The sequence below is a fragment of the Bacillus sp. K2I17 genome (assembly GCF_002209985.1).
GTDB lineage: Bacteria > Bacillota > Bacilli > Bacillales > Bacillaceae_G > Bacillus_A > Bacillus_A wiedmannii.
The window spans coordinates 1-21,923 of record NZ_NJGF01000033.1 but is presented as its reverse complement, the minus strand read 5'-3'; the positions used below and the strand labels follow the sequence as shown (position 1 = coordinate 21,923).

General features: G+C 32.0%; 24 protein-coding genes. 14 read left to right on the top strand and 10 right to left on the bottom strand.

Features of this window, described 5'->3' with window-relative positions; genetic code table 11:
• Positions 1–35: 35 nt before the first annotated feature.
• The 10 genes from CER22_RS24960 to CER22_RS24920 all read left to right on the top strand — a co-directional run bounded on the left by CER22_RS24960 (position 36) and on the right by CER22_RS24920 (position 7,284).
• Complete coding sequence (locus tag CER22_RS24960; protein ID WP_088609861.1) at positions 36–386, top strand: hypothetical protein; 351 nt, start codon at positions 36–38, stop codon at positions 384–386.
• Between the two features lie 563 nt (positions 387–949).
• Positions 950–1,828 (top strand): hypothetical protein, encoded by an 879-nt coding sequence (locus tag CER22_RS24955; RefSeq protein WP_142293555.1) that lies wholly within the window; start codon positions 950–952, stop codon positions 1,826–1,828.
• Positions 1,829–2,166: 338 nt separating this feature from the next.
• Positions 2,167–3,132, top strand: coding sequence for a HEPN domain-containing protein (locus CER22_RS24950; protein ID WP_088609859.1), 966 nt, complete (start codon positions 2,167–2,169; stop codon positions 3,130–3,132).
• 355 nt (positions 3,133–3,487) lie between these two features.
• Positions 3,488–3,940 carry a CPBP family intramembrane glutamic endopeptidase gene (locus CER22_RS24945; protein WP_142293554.1) on the top strand — a complete coding sequence of 151 codons (453 nt, stop codon included), beginning with the start codon at positions 3,488–3,490 and terminating at the stop codon, positions 3,938–3,940.
• Positions 3,941–3,990: 50 nt separating this feature from the next.
• Positions 3,991–4,740, top strand: coding sequence for a trypsin-like peptidase domain-containing protein (locus tag CER22_RS24940; protein ID WP_088609857.1), 750 nt, complete (start codon positions 3,991–3,993; stop codon positions 4,738–4,740).
• Between the two features lie 303 nt (positions 4,741–5,043).
• Entirely contained in the window at positions 5,044–5,172 is a 129-nt protein-coding gene (locus CER22_RS33795) for a hypothetical protein (protein WP_000393368.1), read from the top strand.
• 84 nt (positions 5,173–5,256) lie between these two features.
• Positions 5,257–5,622, top strand: coding sequence for a hypothetical protein (locus CER22_RS24935; RefSeq protein WP_088609856.1), 366 nt, complete (start codon positions 5,257–5,259; stop codon positions 5,620–5,622).
• A 37-nt stretch (positions 5,623–5,659) separates the two neighbouring features.
• A complete protein-coding gene (locus CER22_RS24930; RefSeq protein ID WP_088609855.1) occupies positions 5,660–5,911 on the top strand; it encodes a hypothetical protein in 252 nt (83 codons plus the stop codon).
• A gap of 149 nt (positions 5,912–6,060) precedes the next feature.
• Positions 6,061–6,690 (top strand): hypothetical protein, encoded by a 630-nt coding sequence (locus CER22_RS24925; RefSeq protein ID WP_088609854.1) that lies wholly within the window; start codon positions 6,061–6,063, stop codon positions 6,688–6,690.
• A 174-nt stretch (positions 6,691–6,864) separates the two neighbouring features.
• Entirely contained in the window at positions 6,865–7,284 is a 420-nt protein-coding gene (locus tag CER22_RS24920; protein ID WP_088609853.1) for a hypothetical protein, read from the top strand.
• Between the two features lie 69 nt (positions 7,285–7,353).
• Here the strand turns inward: CER22_RS24920 and CER22_RS24915 are convergent, their stop codons facing one another.
• The 5 genes from CER22_RS24915 to CER22_RS24900 all read right to left on the bottom strand — a co-directional run bounded on the left by CER22_RS24915 (position 7,354) and on the right by CER22_RS24900 (position 11,447).
• A complete protein-coding gene (locus CER22_RS24915) occupies positions 7,354–7,734 on the bottom strand; it encodes a hypothetical protein (protein ID WP_088609852.1) in 381 nt (126 codons plus the stop codon).
• 45 nt (positions 7,735–7,779) lie between these two features.
• Positions 7,780–7,956 carry a hypothetical protein gene (locus CER22_RS33220; protein ID WP_002198644.1) on the bottom strand — a complete coding sequence of 59 codons (177 nt, stop codon included), beginning with the start codon at positions 7,954–7,956 and terminating at the stop codon, positions 7,780–7,782.
• 53 nt (positions 7,957–8,009) lie between these two features.
• Entirely contained in the window at positions 8,010–8,990 is a 981-nt protein-coding gene (locus CER22_RS24910; RefSeq protein ID WP_088609851.1) for a tyrosine-type recombinase/integrase, read from the bottom strand.
• 100 nt (positions 8,991–9,090) lie between these two features.
• Positions 9,091–9,705, bottom strand: a complete 615-nt coding sequence (locus CER22_RS24905) for a recombinase family protein (protein ID WP_088609850.1) — start codon at positions 9,703–9,705, stop codon at positions 9,091–9,093.
• Positions 9,706–10,052: 347 nt separating this feature from the next.
• Positions 10,053–11,447 (bottom strand): SIR2 family NAD-dependent protein deacylase, encoded by a 1,395-nt coding sequence (locus tag CER22_RS24900; protein WP_088609849.1) that lies wholly within the window; start codon positions 11,445–11,447, stop codon positions 10,053–10,055.
• A 407-nt stretch (positions 11,448–11,854) separates the two neighbouring features.
• Between CER22_RS24900 and CER22_RS24895 the strand changes: the two genes are divergently transcribed.
• Positions 11,855–12,949, top strand: coding sequence for a hypothetical protein (locus CER22_RS24895; RefSeq protein WP_088609848.1), 1,095 nt, complete (start codon positions 11,855–11,857; stop codon positions 12,947–12,949).
• Positions 12,950–13,506: 557 nt separating this feature from the next.
• On the opposite strand, the gene CER22_RS24890 is transcribed toward CER22_RS24895, so the two are convergent.
• Positions 13,507–14,955 carry a serine hydrolase domain-containing protein gene (locus CER22_RS24890; RefSeq protein ID WP_088609847.1) on the bottom strand — a complete coding sequence of 483 codons (1,449 nt, stop codon included), beginning with the start codon at positions 14,953–14,955 and terminating at the stop codon, positions 13,507–13,509.
• A 1,403-nt stretch (positions 14,956–16,358) separates the two neighbouring features.
• On the opposite strand from CER22_RS24890, the gene CER22_RS24880 reads away from it, so the two are divergent.
• Complete coding sequence (locus CER22_RS24880) at positions 16,359–17,555, top strand: toll/interleukin-1 receptor domain-containing protein (protein ID WP_088609846.1); 1,197 nt, start codon at positions 16,359–16,361, stop codon at positions 17,553–17,555.
• A gap of 105 nt (positions 17,556–17,660) precedes the next feature.
• On the opposite strand, the gene CER22_RS24875 is transcribed toward CER22_RS24880, so the two are convergent.
• From CER22_RS24875 to CER22_RS24865, 3 genes are read right to left on the bottom strand one after another with little or no spacing between them, the layout of a single operon-like run.
• Entirely contained in the window at positions 17,661–18,035 is a 375-nt protein-coding gene (locus tag CER22_RS24875; protein WP_088609845.1) for a hypothetical protein, read from the bottom strand.
• A gap of 46 nt (positions 18,036–18,081) precedes the next feature.
• On the bottom strand, positions 18,082–18,423 hold the full coding sequence (locus CER22_RS24870) for a YolD-like family protein (RefSeq protein WP_088609844.1): 342 nt from the start codon (positions 18,421–18,423) through the stop codon (positions 18,082–18,084).
• On the bottom strand, positions 18,420–19,685 hold the full coding sequence (locus CER22_RS24865; RefSeq protein ID WP_088609843.1) for a Y-family DNA polymerase: 1,266 nt from the start codon (positions 19,683–19,685) through the stop codon (positions 18,420–18,422). Before CER22_RS24865 ends, CER22_RS24870 begins: the two co-directional genes overlap by 4 nt.
• Positions 19,686–19,848: 163 nt before the next feature.
• Between CER22_RS24865 and CER22_RS33790 the strand changes: the two genes are divergently transcribed.
• Positions 19,849–20,652: a hypothetical protein gene (locus CER22_RS33790; protein WP_256943734.1), complete on the top strand. Its 804-nt coding sequence runs from the start codon at positions 19,849–19,851 to the stop codon at positions 20,650–20,652.
• Positions 20,653–20,755: 103 nt separating this feature from the next.
• Here CER22_RS33790 and CER22_RS24855 read toward each other — a convergent pair whose 3' ends face one another.
• On the bottom strand, positions 20,756–21,127 hold the full coding sequence (locus CER22_RS24855) for a hypothetical protein (RefSeq protein ID WP_088609842.1): 372 nt from the start codon (positions 21,125–21,127) through the stop codon (positions 20,756–20,758).
• A gap of 245 nt (positions 21,128–21,372) precedes the next feature.
• Between CER22_RS24855 and CER22_RS24850 the strand changes: the two genes are divergently transcribed.
• On the top strand, positions 21,373–21,923 hold a 551-nt coding region (locus CER22_RS24850; protein WP_142293553.1), incomplete at its 3' end, for a MerR family transcriptional regulator.

Here is a 21,923-nt window from a genome sequence, read left to right as displayed (position 1 = left end):
TATTCAAAAATACAATGATGGAAATGAGGGTTAGCATGTTTGTAAAAATTAATTTAAAAAGCATTGAAAATGGTGATATAAGTGTAAATATAGGGAGCGCAAACCATGATTTAAAACATGTCATAGAATGTTTTAAAGGAGAGGGCTTTGACCTTTCAAACTGGTATTTAATTGAAATAGCTACTATTGAAAGCACAAGGGTTTATTGCTTCAAAGACTGGGATGGCTATTATGTAGATATGCTAATTGATGGAAATAATCAGGTGACTCCAAATTATTTTAAAAATCATGACGTGGATCAATATAGTTTGTTTCAAGCGAAATCAATACGAGAAGCAATTCGATTATATGAAGTTATATACAATCCAATTTTATATAAAGAATAAGTAGTACTTTGTGTGGCTTTGAAATAAAGTTTAACCGTTTGCAAAAAACATGAGCCGTAATTTCCTATCTCTTTAAAGATTGCGAGACCACTTACTATATTATAGGTGGTCTTTGTAGAATATAATTTGCTTGCAAGTATACTTGTACTTGTAAATTTTAAAGCCCATAATAAGGGATTCCATGTATTAATTAAAATATATTTATGTCTGTTTGAAACAAAGATGTACTGTTTATAAGAAAGTCGTACTGTTTTGAAAAAAGTTTAACCGTTTATACAAAAGATGAATTGTAATTATTTACACTGCGTTTTTTCTTGTTACGCAAACGGGCAAGTGTAACGACCGATATTTTTTATAAAATTACAACAATAACAAATATGATAAACTTATCATCACTTACGCTTCGAGAGAGATACAAGAGAAAGCACTTTCTATGTATGTTGAAGGTTTTTTTTTATTTGTTGAAAGATAATAGAAGGTGTTAAAATCTTTGAATGCTAACATATCGCTAATCCATTATGCAAATACTATAGGTAAATAATATATAAGGGAAGGATATGATTATGAGACCTTTATGCGTTAAAATAGTAGCGTTTGTAGCTCCAGGGGCTGATGTGAGTGGTAATAGAATTGAGAATGATATCGAGGCTGCCAATGAAATTTGGTCAACCTGTAATATTTATTTTCATTTAGATAATATCATTACTATTACAGATAATTCTCTTGAATTTAAGGATAGAGAGATTGTTTGTCAAACGAATCAGCCTGATAAGTTTAAAGCGTTAATGGAAAATTACCAGATGAATTTAGGGTGGCAAGATTATTGGTCAATTCCTGTATTTTATGTTGGTGGAAGTAGGTTTCAAGAAGGAGAAAATGGGTGTGGGGGTTCATTTGATATCACCGGTATTAGACACAAAGCAATATGCGTCATACTTACGAATGACGCAAGACCATTCAAATTTATATCCGGAAACAGCGGTTTTATTAATTCAAGATTTGTTTTAGCACACGAATTTGGGCATGTTTTGTTTTATGACCCTAACACTCAGCTAGCTATAAATCCTAGTCCATCTTTTGATACTTCTGACATAGTACATGATACATTGGTAGACAATTTGATGTACAGAGATGTAAATGCAATCCCACCGGAAATAAACCGTCAACAATGCGAAAAAGCCAGGAAGAGTCCTTTTGCGAAGGACTGTATTAGTACAATACCTCGGTCGAACCCACCTTTTTTATGCAGAAAACGTCTATTAGAAATAGAACACGAATTGAAAGTGATTGAACTTGATATTAACGCTCTAGGAGAAGATTTAAAGGAAGCTTCTCCACAACGAAAGGGAACTATTGGTAGTCAAATTCATTTGCTACTAGAGAAAGAAGCTGGATTAAAGGCTGCAAAGGCTAGTCTATTGAAGAAATGTCAATTAGATTAATTAAGTAGGGAGTTCCCTCCTTTAAGGAATTCTAGGTGAGTTTTAATCAAACTTTTTTATAAAACGGAAAGTTCATCCAAAAAGAAAAGAAACCATTTTGATTAATCTTTTTTCAAAATGGTTTCTTTTTGGTTCTCACTAAATAAGGATTTGCAAAACATTTTTGATCAAACTTTATTCCAAACCAACAATTTAATTTAGTATTCATGTGATTAAGTACAAATTCCATGACTAAAATTCAACATTTTGTTACGCTTTAAGTAGCTTGATTTTCTAAAGAACTACAAAATTAATTGCGACAACAAAACCCATTCTTATTCGCCGAAAGGAGTTCTCAGATGAAGTATAGATTTATAGCACCACTTTTCAACTTAAAATTAGAAACTGTGCTTAATAGAGGAATAGAACTATTCCCAGGAGCAAGAATTACAAATGGTTCAGAAGAGAGAACGAAAATACTAAATACACAATTAATGAAGAGTACAGCTGGAGTTCATTCACTACGGGAATTTAATGATGCAACATATTTATACATAGATGTAGTATCTGATTCTATCAAGACGGAAGCTGAAATGGATGAAATAGGAGTAAAGTACACTTTTTATTATCTAAGACTAGCCCAAAGTTTTATTTATGACTTATGGAAAGTCAAAGATAACAATATTTATGTAAGAGATGGATTTTTACTTGCATATCATAATAAATTTGAAGACGGTTTATCTTACAAAGCATCACTGTCAGAAATATATTATCACTCCACGTGTGAAGATAAGGAATCAAATTTTACAAAGAGTGAAATTCAATCAGCAGCACGTGATTTTACTCCTTTTTCAATCGATGGATATGATGAAAAACACTTTGGGGGTAAGAATCCTGATTCGGATCATCTATTTAAGAATAAAGGCTCAAACCGATTAGAAAGGGCTTTTTATTTCACCCTTATGGCAAGAACAAGCTGTATTTTGCCAATGAAAATAGTTGGTTATTGTAATGCATTAGAATGCTTATTTACCATTGGAACATCTGAAGTTAACCATAAAATTGCAGAACGAGTTGCATTGATGTTGGGTACAACTGGTGAATCTAAAAAAGAATTATTTAAACTTATTAAAAAAGCTTATGACTATCGTTCTTTGGTGGTACATGGACAACAGCTTAAAGGTGAAGAGCTACAACTAGTTGATATTTCGCAAAAGTTAGATGATATTTTAAGACAACTGTTGACTGAGAAACATGATGTGTTTTCAAAAAACGATACAGAAATGGGAGAAACTTTTACAAATTTACTTTTTAATATACATTAACAGTTCTGTGATTTTGGAATAAAGACATACTGTTTATAGTGATGCTGTTTCTTTTTATTTAAAGAATTCTAAATATGTTTTGATCAAATTTTTTATAAAAACATAATCTGTATGAAAAAATGAAGAAGCCTTTTGATTAATCTTTTTTCAAAATGGCTTCTATTTATTTGTTACAAAATGTGGGCTTGAGTACTATATTTAATCAAACTTTATTCAAAAGTAACACTTTGCTGAATAAAAATATTCTTTACTCATTTAAAAATGTAGTAATTATCAGTCTTGTTAGTAAAGAACTTTTTATGTAAAGACACAAAAAAATAATCAGGAATCATAGTAGGTGAGGGGAGAAGAAAAAGTGAATATGAAAGCTGTTTTGCAAAAAGGTAAATGGGTGTTAATAGCAACTGGACTAGCGATTTTGTCCAGTTTGCTATTTTCATACATAAAGGCGAGTCTATCAATTGGAACTGGAAATGTAGCGAATGTAAATCAAAAGATAGAAATTAATCTCTTATATGTATTGATACCTGTATTAGTTGCTCCTGTGATAGAAGAATTTTTATTTAGAAAGATTTTGCCACTTGGATTAGAGAAATTGTTGGAGCAGATCAATCGAACAACAGCGATTATCATTGCTAACGGTATCTTTGCAGCGGTTCATTTTGACTGGTTTTTCTTCCCTTACTTTGTAAATGGTTGTTTATATGCTTGGAGTTACGAAAAGACCAAAGATTTGACAGTACCAATGTTAGCTCATATTTCGTATAATTTATTTGTCTTTCTCGCTACAAGTTTTATAGTAGGTTAGTATGATGTAAATTATTTGTATACAAAAAACATGAAAGAGGGGATGGAAATATGAAACAAATCATAATAAAACAAGAAGAGTTGTTGAAACTATTTAAAGAATTTATACCGTGGTCAGGTAAACATTTAGTAAAGCTATTTGAAATGAAAGCTGGCTTGCACCCGTTAGGATCAGGAGGACTACTGAAATATAAAGACAGATATTTTGTACTAACTAATGCCCACGTTATTAAGGATGTAGAAGATAAAAATGATTTAAGAATTCCGTATACGATAAACGACAGCCAAACTCATAGTATGAAAGTTATAGATATAAAGTTTAATGTACCAGATGATATTGCTATATTAGAAGTTAGCCTTGATGATAATTTAAATAGAAGTAACTACAGATTTTTGGATTCGAGTTTTATCGATACAAATTTAAAAGAGTACACTGATAACACAAATATTTTATACTTACATGGTTATCCATCAGGTAGAACGAATATTGATGAGAAAAATAAAGAAGTGGATATGGAAACATTACCGTATTGTACGTTTGTAGCTAAATACGATGATAGTATCGGCTCTTTATTAGCTATTATAGATGATGAAGTTATTACTGAACATGAAAAGACTATACTAACACCGGTAGTTAGTGGCATGAGCGGTTCGTTTGTATATGGTTACTATTTAGAAGAACCAAAATTTAAATTAATTGGCGTGTTAACTAATTGGTATATCACAGATAAAAAATTAGATATTTATCCTATTCAAGAGTTTATAGATTATATCGATCAGAATTGTTTCAGTAACAATTAAGCTAAAAAGTAGATTATAACTCAAATGATTTATTTGTATTTTTGACAACAGGCGTTTTAGTTAATTAGAGCATAGCATTATGGAAAGTATTACTCTTAAAGACTTCACATCGATATGAAGTCTTTTTTATTTAATCTCTCTTTAGTGGACATGTGCAAATGTGTAAATGTCCACATGTGTAAATTAATAATTGATATGACAGTTTAAGCGTTGTATAATAGCATTAAGGGATAAGAAAACGTGTACTTGTGCACTTGTGTAAATGTCCACATTTACACAAGTGCACATTAAGGAGGAAGTAACGTGGAAGAATATGAAGTTGGATATGAGGAACTATACTCGTGTGAATATTGTGGAGTTGGGTTCATGGAAGGTGCATATAACAATGAAATTTGTGATAACTGTGCGATAGAACAAGGGCTTTTAGACTAAACAATATATATAAATGTTGAGTCAACACTATAGCTCAATCCAGGTGAAAATGGTCTATAGTATTTAAATTAAAGGAGTGGGGAAATGAGTACGCAATATCATTTTGATAATATGATTTTCACATCTAGAGAAGCACTTAAAAATGTAGTGGAGAATGATTGGTATAAAAAGTATAACCAATATATGATTCAAGAATTTTTTTACATAGGAAGACAATTTGAGTTTGATGGGATCACGTATGAGGTCTTGAATAACAATGCTCAAGAATCACAGGTAGAGGGGTGGTTATATCTTAAAACGATAGGGGAAAACTCCTATAAAGCATGGATAAGTCCTAGAAAGATATTATTAAATGAACCTAGATTTAAAAAAGAGCTGGATGAAAGTTTAGAAAGAGTTAATATATCAATAGAGTTAAACGAGGATTATGTACAAATGCAATTGTTTTAATCAAATTTGAATTTTATTAAAAATGGAGGAATTGATCATGAATAAATTTCAAACTGTGAAAGATTTGAAAGAAGAATTTAGGGACAATGTATTATCTTCGTTTCTTATTTTAATTGGTACAATTATCAGTATTATATTTGGGAATTTAACTAAGAATTTGTTTGATACTAATGTATCTGTGTGGCTATATATTATAGCATGTTATGTAGTTCCATTTGTTTTCATGATATTAGAATTTTGGTTAGTTGCAAGAATAAAACGAATTGTTAAGGAAATAAACAAATGCTGAAGTAACTGTCGAAGTCATTTAATAAATATATTATTTTTTTCTATTATATTGATATAAGTAGTAAGTAGGGTAGATTTAGTTATTGTTCAATTATGATTTAGAGTGATATTGTATTGCGGTTTAAAATTATTAAGTAGGAGAGATTTAATTTGTATACATCGATGTGTTTAAGAGATTTCAAGGACTTTAAAACCGGAAAAATTTTTGATACATATGAACAGAGTAATTATGTTTTTGTAAGAGAAGAGGAAGGTAATGATGAGAAATTTGTTCAGTTGTATTCTACTGATCATCGAAAATACTTTCGTAGTGTTGGAAGAAGTATCGATATCCCGAAATTGATAAAAAAAGAAAGGTTTAGATTCTTTAGGAAAATTCAGTATGCAGAAGAAGAAAGAGAATGGTATGGATTTGATTTAGAAACAAAATATTTAAGGCGTATTCAACGAGAAATCTACTTACCGATTTATTTAATACGTGAGGAAGAATTTATACTCCAACATGCTGATAATTTATTTAGTAAAGAGTTTATATTACAACATTCTGATACTATTGATTACGTACTTAGTAGTTTAGAAGAAATAGCAAAAATGCATACTTTTACAAATGTTGATCTAGATTCTGAGATTACACGTGCAGCGGAATATTTCAATGAGTTGTGGCTTTTATTTAATAGCGTTGATAAATCAGCACAGATAGAAGTAACAAACCTACTTGGAGCGCATCGCGATCATATGAATAGAATTATAAGGGTAATGAAAGAATTTAATAGAAATTAAAGTTTTTACATTTAGTAATTTGAAAGATGATGTCAGTGATTAAAAGAATTATATTTATATTTCTCTCTATATTAATTAATAAGTAGTATTTTATGCCGAATTTGATTCGATAAATTTAGTTTAGTAGTTCGTGGTGAATGCAATTCAATTAAAATAGAAAGAAGTGATTTTCAAGTGAATTGGAAAGTGAATGCAGGAGCTGTTTTGTTGGGTATCTGCTTGTTATTTGGTTTAGCTTGGTACAGTGAGTATCAAGGTAATAAATTGATGAATTATATGTCGCAGGCGGAAAAGGAAAAGTTAAGTGGTGAGGATAAGCAAGGAGTGATATTAGGGAAAGAGGAAAAGGACGTAGGTTTTGAAATGGATACAACCTTTACTACGTCTTCTATGTTTGTACCAGGTATTAATATGAGCGTACCGATAGCAACTACAAGTACAAACCTATCTGATGGTGGGAAAAGGTATTATCTAAAGGTAAATGTAGAGGAGGAAGAATATAAAGTGTCAGTGGAGAAAAGCTTGTATGAACATATAAAAATTGGAGATAACATCGATGTTGTGGTCGGTGATAATATGATTAGAACGAAATAAAGGTGTTTCAATTCAATCAAAAAAGCACGATCATAGCGCTATGTTCGTGCTTTTTATATGTTATAGAAGTTAATTTTTAGAATGATTCAATTGTTCGAGTTCATATTCCAATGTCTTTATATCTTCAGCTTTTTTCATTTCTTCCCTGGCGTTTAACTCTTGCTCTAATCGAGCTTTGGATTCACTATTTATATATCTTTCGTTTTTATCTTCTAAAATTGTTAATTCCTCACAGGTAGCAGTAAAGTCTACAACAGTTCCACCACATTTTTCGGCTATCCTCATAGCGCCATGTTCTTCTAAGAACGGGAATGCATATGTTTTATCGTTAACGAATTCATAACTGAAAGTGGACTCATCTTCTTTCTTCCTTAATAAGCCACCAGTGTAATACATATTCCCTAAATTCACTAGCCAATATGTTAATTGTTTATCTTTTAATGGGTTCATTATTGATGATCTCCTTTAAAATGTTTAGTTTGGTATAGCGCCATGTTACTTTTTACCTGGATCTTTTTTTATCATCTGAATTTGAAAAATGTCACGGGCTGTTATGCCCAGGACTAGCATTTCATCTTTTAATGAGCGCCAGGATTCAATTTTGATAGATTTAGTCGTTCCATCTAGTAAAGTGTATTGATGGATATAATATGATTCCTCATTTTTCTTCATTATTAAACCTCTGTTTTCATTAAATTTATTGATTTTCTGTAGATATGTAAAATTTATATATTAAGGGGAGAGTGTGAGTCTGTAATTGACTCGGTTCGTTTATAGTAATTGTAATATCTTTTTAAGGATAAATTAGATTTGAATCCTATTAGCTGCATAATTTGTTCAGGTGTGCTGTTCCCTTGAATTCTTCTTAAAATATAGGTGTTTCGAAAATGTTGAGAAGAAATTCCCTTTCGGAGATTAGCACGTTTCACTTCTAAACGAATCATTTTTTGTATTGATATTTCAGTTAGGAACTTTGGTGCATCATTATCATAACTCCAATGATAAGTCCCACGTGTAAAATCAAAAGCAATAAATAGTGGGTCATTGCTGTGATATTTAGGACGTACAGGTTCAGGGATAGTTTTATAGTAATTGTATAAGTGTAATTTATCTTCTTCTTTCAAATGAATGGTTCTATTTACTTTTGAGTCTTCAGGAATCGATAAAGTGTTATTTTCAAAATGAACATGTACCATTTGCAAAGAAACAAGTTCTTTTAAGGATAGTCCATAGTCCAGGAGTAATGTAACGATAGAAACGTTTCTTTCTAATATCATTGGGCGTGTTGATAATTGTTTTTCTGTAAGGCCTTCTAGAGAAGATATGACTTCTTTTAAGCGCCCTTCCTCCTGGAATGAAACGAAATCTTCTTTACGTAATGCCCGATCAGGTGGATTTATTTGAATAACTCCTTCAATGGGGCTTGGTAAATCTAAGTATTCGTACAATCTATTTAACACAATATATATACGGTGTATAGTTTTGTCAGAGTACTTACGTTCATCTTTTAAATAAGTAAAAAAGGCTTCGAAATCTTTTTTGTGTAAAGATTCCCAAATGTTATCCTCATTAAACCTTTTTGATTGGTGCAGCCATTGAACAAAACTTTCTACATCATAAATATATCGTTTAATGGTTGAAGGTTTTCTTCCCTTACTTAATAAATAAGAGGAGAAGCCTTGTATTGTGTTTTGGATTTCTAGCATGAATACAGTCTCCTCTACTTTTAATGTTATTTAAAATGCTTATTTTGAGTGAATTTCAACCTAGTTTTTCTAGTTTCTTCTATTATAATCGTTATCCACCTTATTTTTCGCTCTCATACCTCTTAACGATTCGATAAAATGTGGTCGATGGGATACCAGATTTTTTCATGGCATTTCTAGCTGTAATTTCCCCCTCCTTCCATTCTTTATAAGCATCCATAAATTCTTGTGTAATTTCCGTCTGTGGTCTACCTAAGTGTTTCCCCTGAGCTTTTGCTAAAGCGATCCCTTCAGCTTGTCGCTGTTTAATATCTAGACGCTCTTTTTCAGCAAAAGCCGATAGGATGGTTGCAGTTGCTTTTCGTACAGCACTTTGAATAATATCATTTGTGGCGTTTCCGTTATAAGTTACGTTGATAAATGGTTCTTTTAGAAATTCTAAATTTATCTTATTTTCCTCGTAATATCTAAACTCTTCTAAAATGTCATTCATGCTTCTCCCAAGCCTTGTTAATGAATCGAAGACAATTGTGTCACCGGTGCGAACCATGTGTTTCATTATTTGATATTTTTCTCTATCCATATTACTTCCTGTTTTTTTATCGATAAAAATATCCCGTTCGTCAATTCCAATGTTTCTCATGTTAACTATTTGGCGTTCCTCATTTTGATCTTTACTTGAAACACGAACATACCCAAACTTCTTACTAGTCATAATAATTACAACCTTCCTAAAATGCAATCTTTTTCCAATCTATTTGTCTACGATTATACCAAAGATGAACCAAAAGGTATATGTTAATTATGGAATGTTCCAAAAGTGAAAATTTGATGTTTTGGAATGCTGTTTTTATTTGGTTTTATACGTTTCCAAAAGGTGTACCTTTTGGTACATATCAAGGACTTCTATTGTTTTTAGTTATATGAAAGTAAAAAGTATTCGCAAAGATGTGTTGCTGTACCCCATTACAAGAAACACTTTTACGAACAAAAAAGAATCCTTTTAAATTAAGGATTCTTTCTTACATTTTTAAATTTAAGTTGTATGGCAGTTGTAAAAATTTATCGTATTGAATCCGCAAGATGCTTTGGGACTCCTTGGCCTTGGATATCTACGGAGTATTCCATACCACTTTTCACTTTCTTTAATAAATCAAGGGCTTCTTTTGAATACTTATTAAGTCGGGTCTTCTTACCAACCTGAATAGTAACATGATATTTATTGTCTGAAGCTTTAATATTAATCCCTTTCTCTCTCCGTACTCTCATTATCAGGTCATCTGCTCCGTGCCACCCCTTATAGCCTAAAATTTCACCAACTTGCGTTAAAGTATATGGAAATTGGAAATTTATATCCCCAGCATTGTCTAGAATAGACACACCATATAATTTGGGAAGATCTTCATCATTTTCTAGAATATTAGATATCATTTCAAAATTCACGTCAACACTCCTACGTGGGATATCACTTCGTACCAATTTATATGTTCTGGCTAACAATGCTCTTAGAAGCTTAGGGTGTACATTTTCTACAGCTTTATTGGCTGCGAACGCTTCCAATATCCACTCAAATGAATTAGCTTCAATATGTTTAACTCTAATTTCTTTTCCCTGTATAACAAATATCTTTTCTTTTTTAGGTTGAGCACTTTCTGTTAAATTAGGATTATATGATAAAAAATATATATTTGAGATTAACTCTCCATTTATTGAAATGATTTCGTCAATATCTGAAAGAATTGCTTGAATATCCTGATCTTGACCACTATACCCAATAAACAAAAGAGGATGTTCCGCAAAAAATGTTAATAACTTTGCACTAAGATATTTTTTCTTTTTTAAAAATAATTCATAATCTTCATTATTAAAAACTAATTCTTGTATATTTGTAACCGATCCATGAATTTTAAAAATTTCGCCAATAGACATAGTATCTGGCCGTAGAATTTCTTGTCCCACTATAGGCTGATAATCAGGAAGTATAGTTTCTAAAAAAGTATCATAATTAGTAGTAATAACAGCATGTGGTTGTATATCCTTAATATATTCTATTTCTTGGATGTGCTCTGCATTTTCAATCCGGTCTAAAGTAAGTGGTGTAATTTCTTCAAATATATTTTTGATTTCGTGTTTTATATATACATCAATTGGAGTTCCTGTTTTAAATAAGTCTTCTGGATATTTTTCTTTATTTTTCCATGCCCATTTTTTATAATATTTAGTGAAAATCGATCCGATTTCTTCAGGAGTTAACCCGTCTTGAATATAAGAGCCTACTTCTTCTGGGATTTCTGGGCACCGTTGTTTTAATATCTCTAATAGCTCAATCCAATTTGGAGCTTGAAAATATCTTTTGGATAATCCCGAACCTATAAATAAAATAGGTTGAGTTCCCATTTCGTCTAAAGTATTTTTAATATCTTCTATGTATTCTTCTTGGTATCTTTTATAACTCATTTGTATCCTCACACCCCATTATAATGAACTTTCATTTGACAAATTCCTAATGTATCCTATATCAAATCTTTTCTAAAAATCTAATATAAATTATACAACATTTGTAAAGGAACGGAAATTATTTAGGGAAGTACAAACCAATAAGGATATTTCGTATTTTCAATTTTATTGATTGAGGTTTATTTGGCATGCTCATTTTTAAGAACCAAAAGTATTTTAAGAGTTTTTTAGTTCATTTTGTTTCCGTTCTTAAGTTGATAGGTATGGTCACCATATGATTTCGAGAAAATTGTACGTTTAGACACAATTTGGATACAGATTTGAAAGATACATGTAAAAGGTTATAAGTTTGTCCATGTATACCTTCTTTACTATAAATCAATACTAATTTAAAAAGGAGGAGTTATATGTCTACAATGCAAAGTTCTGTTAGTGTGCAAAATGATGGGAATTTTTCGCATCTAGATTTTTTTGATCCATCGACTAATATGTTGAGAAGGATTGAAGTATTTAGAGGTAGTCAACCTGAAGGAGCTTATGGGGTTACAGCACCAGGTAGTAATGTTAAGGCGATTTGTGGAAGTGATCACCTTACTCCAAAAAGTAATCGTATTTATAGGAGTTTATATTCAGAGGGACAAAAAACTGCAAAACTTCCTATGGTACTTGAACTTCGGGAAGAGAAGAACTTAGAAGGGTTACCTGATGGAAGTTGGGACGTACGTATTCGAGATTTAGATTTTAAAAGTGAAACTTTTGGAAGTATTCTACATGTTGTAGTAATTCCAATTGAAAATCAAGGTGAAAGAGCATATCAGGTTAAGTATGAACTTAGAAGTGAAAAAATTAAACCAATTCCTATTACTTCGCCATTAGGTAAACCAATAAATGAAATAGTAACTTCGTTACCTGATATAAGTATTTCTAATGAATACTTTAATGAAAAAAATATAAAGACTTCTATAGAGTTTATTTTAGATTCTAAAACAACAAAAGAAGATATAGATAATTCTTTTGCACCTTTGCATAATGTCATGAAATCTAAAGAATACAGCACATGGCGTGATAATATATATGGAATTTTAAGACTTGGAAACTTAGGGCCTAAATCCGTTCATCCGGCTGTAAATTTGATTGGTAATAACCCTGGTGTTGTTGCTGAAAGTGTTACGGTTCGGGGGTATAGGTCGGCATTAATTCTCTCCGGGAGAGCTTTTGGAATAGATGAAATGACTACAGCCACTAAGTTAATGACAAAAGAACTATCCCCTGGTATAAATAATTCTTTACCAGGAGTTTATAACTATTTTATTTTAGCTTATAAATTAAATATCTCTCTTTACCAACTTATTTTAGATAAAGTAGAAAGTGACTATGGTGGCGTACCTATGGCTTTAAAACCAGGAAGTAGATTAGAAACTAATCGACAACCAATTATAGATGCCACACAATCAATTAAAACAATGGCAGATATTGCCGAAAAATTTTACTTAATGAATTAAGCTAGTAACTGCTACCGTAAAAGTGGTGAATTATTAAAAGGTGATTTTTTCTTATAAGGAGTAGAAGAGTTCTCCCATAAAACAACTATGAAGAGATAAAATTTTCGTTTTGGGGATACTTCAAATTCTGAGCTTTATGAGTATGTGGCGATACCCCATTATATAAGTGTATAATGAAAAATTTAGTTGAAAACAAAAAGAACTTGTAGAAATCACTACAAGTTCTTTTTTAAATAATGTAAAAAAGGTGAAACCAACTATCTCATTATTCGTAACAGGGAAACTATCTTACTTACGGCTTGGTTTCATTATATAACAGATATTAACATGTAGAGTTTTAATATTCGAAAATTATGTTAATTATGTACAGAGATAATAAAGTTGTTTAATTTACAATAAAGTCATTTAAAAAATAATATAGTTGTTTAAAAATCCTTCTTCTACTAACGAGGCAGGTTAGTGGAAGAAATAGCAAGTGGGTTTAACTAGGAGAAGTGTCTTCTGTTTTTTAAATTAAGGATATCGATAAATTAAGATTTACTTACTTAACATTATACTTATTTTCGGACCGAGGCATCTAATCGGTGAGTATATACAAACCAAGTAATGCTTGCTGTTAATAATGTTGACGAAATTAAAGCTGTAAGAACACTATATGTTTGCCAAATAAGTATCGTTGACCAATCGAAGGCAAAAAACATTATACACTGGGCAATCGTAGCGATTAGGAAAATAATTGTTACGATTGTTCTCTTTTTTGTCATTGGCTGCTGCTCATTCGTTTTCCTTTTTCTTAATCCTAAGAAAAATAACAGAACGGCTAATAGGCAAAGAATAATTGTGGTAGACGACAAAATGATGTCCAAAAGCTGTGTGCCACTTATCTCATATGACTGAGTTAGATTGCCGTTTAATATATTTTTAACTTGTAGTACCAGGTTTATATTGGTATTTGCGCCGTTGCTCAGTAAGCAGATGGCTGTTCTTTCATTTGGCAGTATGGCTACTTTGGTACTAAAATTTGGATTACCCCCAGTGTGTTCTATAAACGTTTGTTCGGCGTTTACCGACCAACCTGCCGCATAATACATATCATTGACAGCCGAAACAGACATATCACCTCTATGTGATTTTTCGATGGCCCTGTGAAATATTTCGGGTATGTCCTGCACGATACCCATCTGTATGCCCATCCAACGCGCCATATCTTTTGTATTAGAAATGATATAGCCGGCAGGTTTATTCCCAGCATAATCCGGAGCGTTAAATGGAGTTGTTATAAAAAAGGAAGAACGGTAGCCCTGTGCTAACTGTCCAGTGGCTTGAGCATCTTCTTTATAAACATACGTCTGGTGAAGACCTAAGGGTAGAAATACCTGTTCCTTCATAAAGTCTTCATAGCTTTGTCGTGATACAATCTCAATAACCAAACCCAATACGTCATAATTAACGGTTCCATAGTTATATTGTTCACCGGGAGAGAACGCCAATTCTGCATCTACCAGCGTTTCCACAGTCTTTTGCAACATATCAGGCGTATTACCTTGTGGAATATTTTGAAGATGTCTAATATTTGTTAGGCCGCTGGTATGGTGAAGAAAGTTATTTAGTGTAAGGTTTTGCATATCAACAGGTTTACCTTGATACTTTAACGTAAACCAAGGTAAATATTTTTGGATAGGGTCAGTCATTGATAGCAGCCCTTGCTCTTCCAATAGCAAAATCCCCATACCAGTAAAAGCTTTACTCACCGAGGCCAACTCATAGAGTGTATTTTCACTTGCAGACAGGCCCTTTTCAAGATCTGCATACCCAGAAGAAAAGTAGAACACTTCACCATCAGCAAGTATTGAGATTGACATTCCAGGCACACCTGACGTACGACAGGCATCATCTAGCAATGCTTGTATTGCCACAGATTTCGAATCTGACAACGCATAACCTTGTATTGCGAATCCTGAGAATAATATAAATATCGTTAATACAAAAACAATAGTCTTTTTCATACACTCTCCTTTTTGAAGAATTATAAGGGTATAAATAACTTATTTTTATAACTATAAACTAAATTCTAATTTATCTTTCTATTCACCTATATAATATCAAATAATTGTGAAGAGTTACACTTAAACTAACGGGGGCGTTAGTTCAATAAGAAGTAAACAACTTTATTATTCATTTTTTAAGCATTACATAAGCAGATGGATATAATTTGAAACAACTTTAAAGAGCCTTGCTGCATATAGAATGTAGTAAGGCTCTTATCTTTTTTAATCAAAATTCAATAACTTTATTATCACTATACAATTACTCGTAACGGGGAAACCATCTTACATATGGCTTGATTTCATTATATAACAAATCTCACTATACGCACTTTTAGTATTTGAAAATTATGTGAATTTAGAAAAGGGGAATAAATAAGTATTTTAAATCCCTAAAAATCTTAATTTTATATTTCGGGAAAAACATTTTAAATCAATATATATTACATAATAAATTAGTAAAAATATATACCTAGGTAAATAGTGAAGAATGGTGCATTATTATTACAGATTTAATCCTATTTAACTACTAATTCCATTTATTATACTTCTATGAATTTATAGTTATAACAAACTATAAAATAAGAAACTCTCTTAAATTATAAAATTCTCATTCAAGAATGAAGATTTTCGAACTGTAATGTGCTTTATTTCCTTAAACACCTTTTAATTACATGTTTTACATATTCATAGTGAAATGCTAGGAGCATGAGGAATTAAAAGTCATATGAAATTTTAGGGCATGGGGAATTAAAATGGATATGAAATTCTTGTGCATGGGGAAGTGCCCAATATCTAAAGAACATAATTTGTTTTCAAACTCTTCTAGAATCTATTTCTATCATTTTTAACTTGCTGTTCGATAGTGCAAGGTATAGGAACATTCTAGTGCAGGCTAAACATGATAAGTGTGAATTTTACGGGTATGAACTGCTTATTATATTTAGACATTCAAATAATGTTCAAAAAATATGTGGGGTGATTACAATGAGAAAGAAAAAAACTAGCAAACCAAGTAAGAATTTTAGCAGAATGAGAGAAAGGAAGGTAAGGAACAAGAGGGATGATGTAAATAAATCTAGGGTTTTAATCAAGCTTGGAAACACTACTTCACTTGAGTGGGAAAAATGGACAAGATTTAGTCTAAAGACTTGTTTATTTAACGCTGGGGTACATATTACTATGCAAGTGCTACTTACGTTAATGGAATATTTTCTATTAAGTTAAATAAAAGAGCCTATCAAGGGCTCTTTTTATGTCTTATATTCTTGTTTGTAACTTATAAGCAACGTACAATTAAGAAAGTTATTATTTGTTGTTAGTAGAAATTATTTTTTTATGAAATTTTAGAGAGGGGAATAGCTATGAATCAGAAAAATGACTCTAATGAAATGTATGATTTTTTTATTAGTTACAATAGTAAAGATAAAGATGTTGCTGAATGGATTTCTTATATTCTTGAGGAGGAAGATTATGATGTTTACATTCAGGCTTGGGACTTTTTGGCAGGGAATAATTTCACATTAGAAATGCAAAAAGGCGCATCAAAATCAAAACATACATTAGCTTTATTATCAAATAACTATTTAGAATCAAGTTATACGCAACCAGAGTGGGCGGCAGCGTTTGCTGAAGATCCAACAGGAGAAAAGCGTAGGTTAATTCCTGTAAGAATTGAAGATGTGAAATTGGAGGGACTGCTTCCTAGCATCGTTTATATTGATTTAGTAGGAAAGAATGATGAAAAGCAAGCTATTAAGGAGATTTTATCAGGTGTACAAATGGGAAGAAAAAAACCATTATCCCGTCCTGCTTTTCCAGGATTCCCATCACGGAGTGATTCGAGTAATAATGTTCCACACGGTGAATGGTATAATGAATGGATTACGTTACGTCTTAATGAAATAGAGAGAGGAAGTAGTTTACCAAAAGTTTCAGAAGGTTCAAAGTTAATTGTGCATCTTATTCCTATGGAAGCAGTTACAACATCTAAAACACATAGTATAAAAGAATTGCAACAAATGAAATCGTTGCGATTAAAATTAGAGCCGTTTTGTTGTCTTGGATGGGATTCAGGAATAAATAAACATGGATATTATACATATGCTACAAGAAATTACAACGATAAAGAAAATTCATTTGGTTATGTTCAATTATTTACAAGTGGCATTATTGAATCTGTAGATACAATAATGCTAAATAATAGAGACGGATACATCCCAGCTGTAAAGTTTGAAAAAGATATAATAGATCGAATTGATAGCCAATACAAAGTGGCTTTGAAAGAGTTAGGGATTAAACTTCCTTTTGCAATTAGTATTACTCTAACTGACGTTGAAGGTCATTATATTTCTATGAATCCAAAATATTCGATGGATAAAATAGGAGACAGAATCTTAAAGTTGCCTTCAGTTGTAATAACTTCATGGGAAGAAAATATTGGAAAAGCCCTTCGTCCAAGTTTCGATGTTTTATGGAATAACTGTGGAGTTGCTGAATCTCCAAATTATGATGCTGAAGGAAATTGGAGTCCGACAGCGGGACGTTATGGTTTGTATTAAGAAGAATAAATAGTTTAGGGAAATTTAATTTTAAGCTCCACAAAAGAAGTAATAATGCAAATTTGTATAAATAAAAAGAATGCAGGTAAAATATCTGCATTCTTTTTATTTAAATTCTACATAAAATTTATTGTCAATGATCCCGAAAGTAACTTTACATGGAAAGGGGTTTTTTCCTACTGAAGCAGAACGCATACAAAAAAGCACCCAATCTTCCAGCTCTAAAGGTAAGCGATACACTTGAAAACTACCATCATTGTTTTTTACTGTTACAATCGGTATATTCAACCTAGTTTCATCAAAACCGTCCGTTGTTATTATTGCTACTGCATCATTAGTGTAAAAACCAGCGTTTAACACTTCATAAACCATTCCGTCTTCCTCAGTAATGATCATAGGTATATTTAGAAAGGGGTATTTTTTAATATCATTATGAATAACTAATCCTGCTGTGTTCTTTCTTAACTGATTCCCTTGCATTTTTACACTCCCTTAAATGAACCTAACTTGATAACGTTAATTTGTTCTATTTTATACCTATTATATTAGAAAATTGCAGTTTTATCTTGTTGTAAAAAGCATCAGTACATATAACAGCACTATTTGATGGATCAATATCAACAACAGTCATATAGCTAGAGAGTAAATAACCATCTTCGTAGTATGTAATTAGTATTTCTTCTTCAGATAATAAGGAACATAACAACATGTTCTCAATTAATTCTTTTTCTTCATCTGTTAAGATCGGCCGAGTTACTTTGTTTTTCTCCTTGATGATTTCACGGATGCCAGCAAACTGTTCAGGCATTGCTGCGAACGGAGACCATTTGACCATTCCTCTTCCTTTGGGCATATTGGCGTTACTCATGATTTATGTCCTCCTATTAGTGTGTTTCTGTGTCTAGCTGTAGCGCTATGCGTGTAGGAAATCCCACGTAAAATACTGTTCTTCCCAAACTTTGTGCGTATTTCATCCATTACTTTTGTCAACTTCATTTCTTGATCTCGTTGCGTGACATCATCAAAAAGAGAAATTTGTTCTTCTCCCTCTTTAATTAGGTTTGTTAAGGATATGTTTATGCTGCGAATGGGTTCGCCAGTATATTGTTGATGTAAAAAGTATGTACAGATATTATATATATCCATTGTTAAATTTGTTGGGCGGCTTAAAGTATGTGTTTTTCTAATACCACCGTTATAACTCTTGCTATAACCGACAGAAAACTGAACAGTTTGAGCAAGTTTGTTTTGTCTTCTAAGGCGATAACACACCTCTTCAATATGTTCCAGCAGGATGATCGGAAATTCTTCAATTGTATAATCACGCATTAGAATTTGGCTTTTTCCAATAGAAGTTGTGGCAGGAACATATTTTTCTGAAATACGACTAAAGTCAATTCCGTGACTATGTAAGTGTAATTCTTCTCCAATCTTGCCGAAGCTCTGCTTTAAGTATTTAAGGGGATAGTGGGCTAAATCCCCAATAGAGTGTATTCCCTTTCGATTTAACTTTTCTTCAGTTTTATGTGATATGCCCCAAAACTTATTAAGGGGGCGTATGCTCCATAGCTTTGTAGGTACATCCTCGTACTTCCAACAAGCAATTCCATTTTTGTTCTTCTTCGCATCAATATCTAAAGCAACCTTACTCAATAACGGGTTCGGAGCAATTCCGATGGTACATTCGATTCGTGTATGATCATATATTTCACGTTTGAATTTCATGGCGAATTCGTATGGATCTTGGGCGAATAAATGGATACTATCGGTAATATCCATAAAAAATTCATCTATGCTGTATTGGTGAAAATCCTCAATAGGGACGTATTGCAAAGCTAATTTTGTTATGTAATTGGAACATTTTATGTAAGTACTCATAATTGGATTTACAACAAGAATGTCTTTTCTGCGAGGAATCTCGTATAATCTTGCCATTTTCTTCACACCTAATGCTTTTAATGGTGGAGTTGCAGCTAGAACGATTGAACCATTTCTATTCACATCACCTACTACAGCCAATTTTGTATGCATAGGGTCTAATCCCATTTTGATGCAACTAACTGAAGCGTAAAAACTCCGTAGATCTACACATAAGATGATTCTATTCGGTAGGATTGAATAGTCATACACTGTGATTCCTCCTTAAACAAAGAACGTCTGTTCTTATTATACACGAACTAACGTTCTTTTATGAAGGGGATTTTAAATATAATAAAAAAGTTTATAATTAAGTGAGAAGCTGTACGATCAATTAATAGTTGTAACTAAAAATAGATTTAAGGGGTTGAATTCTATGGGGAAAGTTTGTGCTTATTGTAATTCTAGTTCTAGGAAATTAACAGGTGAACATATTTATCCGTATGGTCTCATCTCTAAATTCCCCGAATTTGATCACGTTTTTTTTGAAGAAGGAAAGGCAATACCATTATCACCAAAAAAACAGGTAGTTAAAGATGTATGTGAGAGTTGTAACAACGTGGCACTTTCGAAATTAGATGATTATGGAAATAAATTTATTCTTAAATATTTTTCTAAAGATATTTTGCCTAAAGAAGAAACAAGTATTGAGTATAATCAACTTGTGTTAAGTAAGTGGGTAATGAAAATCTTATACAATGGTATGAGAAAGGAAAAAAGCTCTAATTGGTTGAAGCAGAATGCGAAGTATATTATAGGAGAAGATTCTGAAGCAACAAGTAAATATAGCTTGTTCTTGGGGTCGTATGTAAAATTAGGCGCTATGATGGGTATGCCTTTTTCAGGAATAGCGAATCCGAAAATTTTTTTAGCAGGTAAACCTTTTGGGAAAGAACCTGATTTATATGAGAATGAAAATGTAGAAGTAATATATCTTTTAAGATTAATGAATGCAATTTTTGTGCTAGTTTGTTGGAAAGAAAATAAATGGAATTCCTCTGAAGAAGAGGATTTAGCTAGACTATTACCTCATACGATATTAAAGGAGGATCAAGATTCCGCAGTGATTGTCCGAGCTACTGATGTTATTAATAGTTCGCATCATTATTTAGTATCTTCAAAACGGGCGCAGTATGATCATGATATGATGATGAAAATGATGCAATTTGGTTTGTTTTAGAATATATTACATCACAATAAAGTAATGTATTGTTTGTATATAAATATGATCGATTAATATAAAAACTCCATTTTTAGTTATTCTGAAATGGAGTTTTTATATTTTATAAAGTTACACGCCATCTTATTTTACACGCCTGGAAAAACACTTGAAAAAATTCCTCATTATATAAAGGTAAGTCTGAGAGATCTACTTTATATCCGTTAAATAAGGATTGTCCAGCCTTAACGAGTGGCAGTGTAGTTCCGGTAAGTGCACCAGGATTTACTCCTTTAATACCCTCTTCAGGAGAGAGTAATTCACCTAATGGAGAGTATTCTATCCTACATAAAGTCCAATCAAAACACTTGTGTATTTCAGGGTGTGCAGTTATATAGAAAGCTGCTTCATATTCAGGATCATCACCAGGCTCAATTCCTTTTGCATCTAATAATCTAATGTAATTACGTTCATGTTCTTCATTTGCAAAATACATTATTCTATCCCCTTTGTTATAAGAATCTTCTTCAATATTTTCAATGAAACTTTGATATGTTCATATTTATATTTTCGGTATCTTTAATAATTATCCTTTTTAAAAGATTTTAAATGGGGTATAGCGCTATGAATATCTTTATAACCGACAAATCATAACAAAGACCGTGCGAGCTTCGTCGATGGATTCTAAAAGGGATTATTACTTTAATATGGAATTTTCCTTATAGGAGGTGGCGTAGCGCTATGTCAGAAGCAGAGATAGTATATACCAGCAATGAGGTCTATGGTCGTTTAGGGGTAAGTAGCAGCACACTTAGAAAGTATTCGGATGTTCTTGAACGTGAAGGATATGATGTAAGGAAGAATAGTCGAGGGAGAAGGGAATATACAGAGTTTGATGTTGTACTTATTGAACAGTTAGTAGAGTTAAGTAAGCAAGATGGTATGACTTTAGAAAAAGCTGCGAAAATGATTGCAAAGCAGTTTGGAATTGCTAATAAGAAAGAGGAATCCCAGGATTCAGATCCAGTTCCTTATCAAATGCAGTATCAATTCCAGCAACAATATAGCGCTATGATAGAAGAGATTAATAAGGTGCAGCAAGCAAACCTATTAGAAATGGAAAAGAGAATAGGTGATCGTGTAGATAGAAATAACAAATTAATCGAAGAGGATATTAAAGAAAGAAATAAATTAATAATGGAAGATATGAAAGATCGGAAGGAACATGAAGAAAGGATAGAAAAGAGGTTAGAGCTAAGGGATGATAATCTTATGAAGATGGTCAGAGAGAT